This window comes from Ochrobactrum sp. SFR4 (assembly GCF_019730395.1).
Classification (GTDB): domain Bacteria; phylum Pseudomonadota; class Alphaproteobacteria; order Rhizobiales; family Rhizobiaceae; genus Pseudochrobactrum.
In genome coordinates this window covers 1-361 of record NZ_JAAPBB010000359.1, presented here as the reverse complement: position 1 = coordinate 361, position 361 = coordinate 1, and the positions used below count along the sequence as shown (strand labels likewise).

The following is a 361-nucleotide window of genomic DNA, read 5'->3' as shown; positions in this document are numbered from 1 at the left end:
ACGCACGAAAAGGCGAGCATCCGCGATCAGAGTGCGGAGATGCTGCACCAGTTCCTTTTCGCGCCGCGTATTCTGGTCACGCTTTTCCGCAATGATGCGATCACGACCGGGCTGAGCGTCACCGCTGGTGACCTGACGGGCAAATTTCACGGTCTGGAGCCAGAGGACGAGATCGCGCGTGAAGCGCACATCACGTCCCAGCAGGACAACCATCTCATCGCTTGCCATGCTGTTCGAGCGAACCACATCCGGCGCGTCGGAATCGTCGCTGAAGGGTGAGATGATGTTCACCGACAGCTCATGCTCCCGGTTCAGGCTGTGCCCGTCGAGCTTGCGGGTAAAAGCATAGTCCACACTGGTG

Annotated in this window: 1 pseudogene; it reads right to left on the bottom strand. The window is 59.3% G+C overall.

Annotation, left to right across the window (positions count from 1 at the left end):
• Positions 1–361 (bottom strand): annotated as a pseudogene (locus HBA93_RS19360) (BREX system P-loop protein BrxC); the annotation flags it as partial.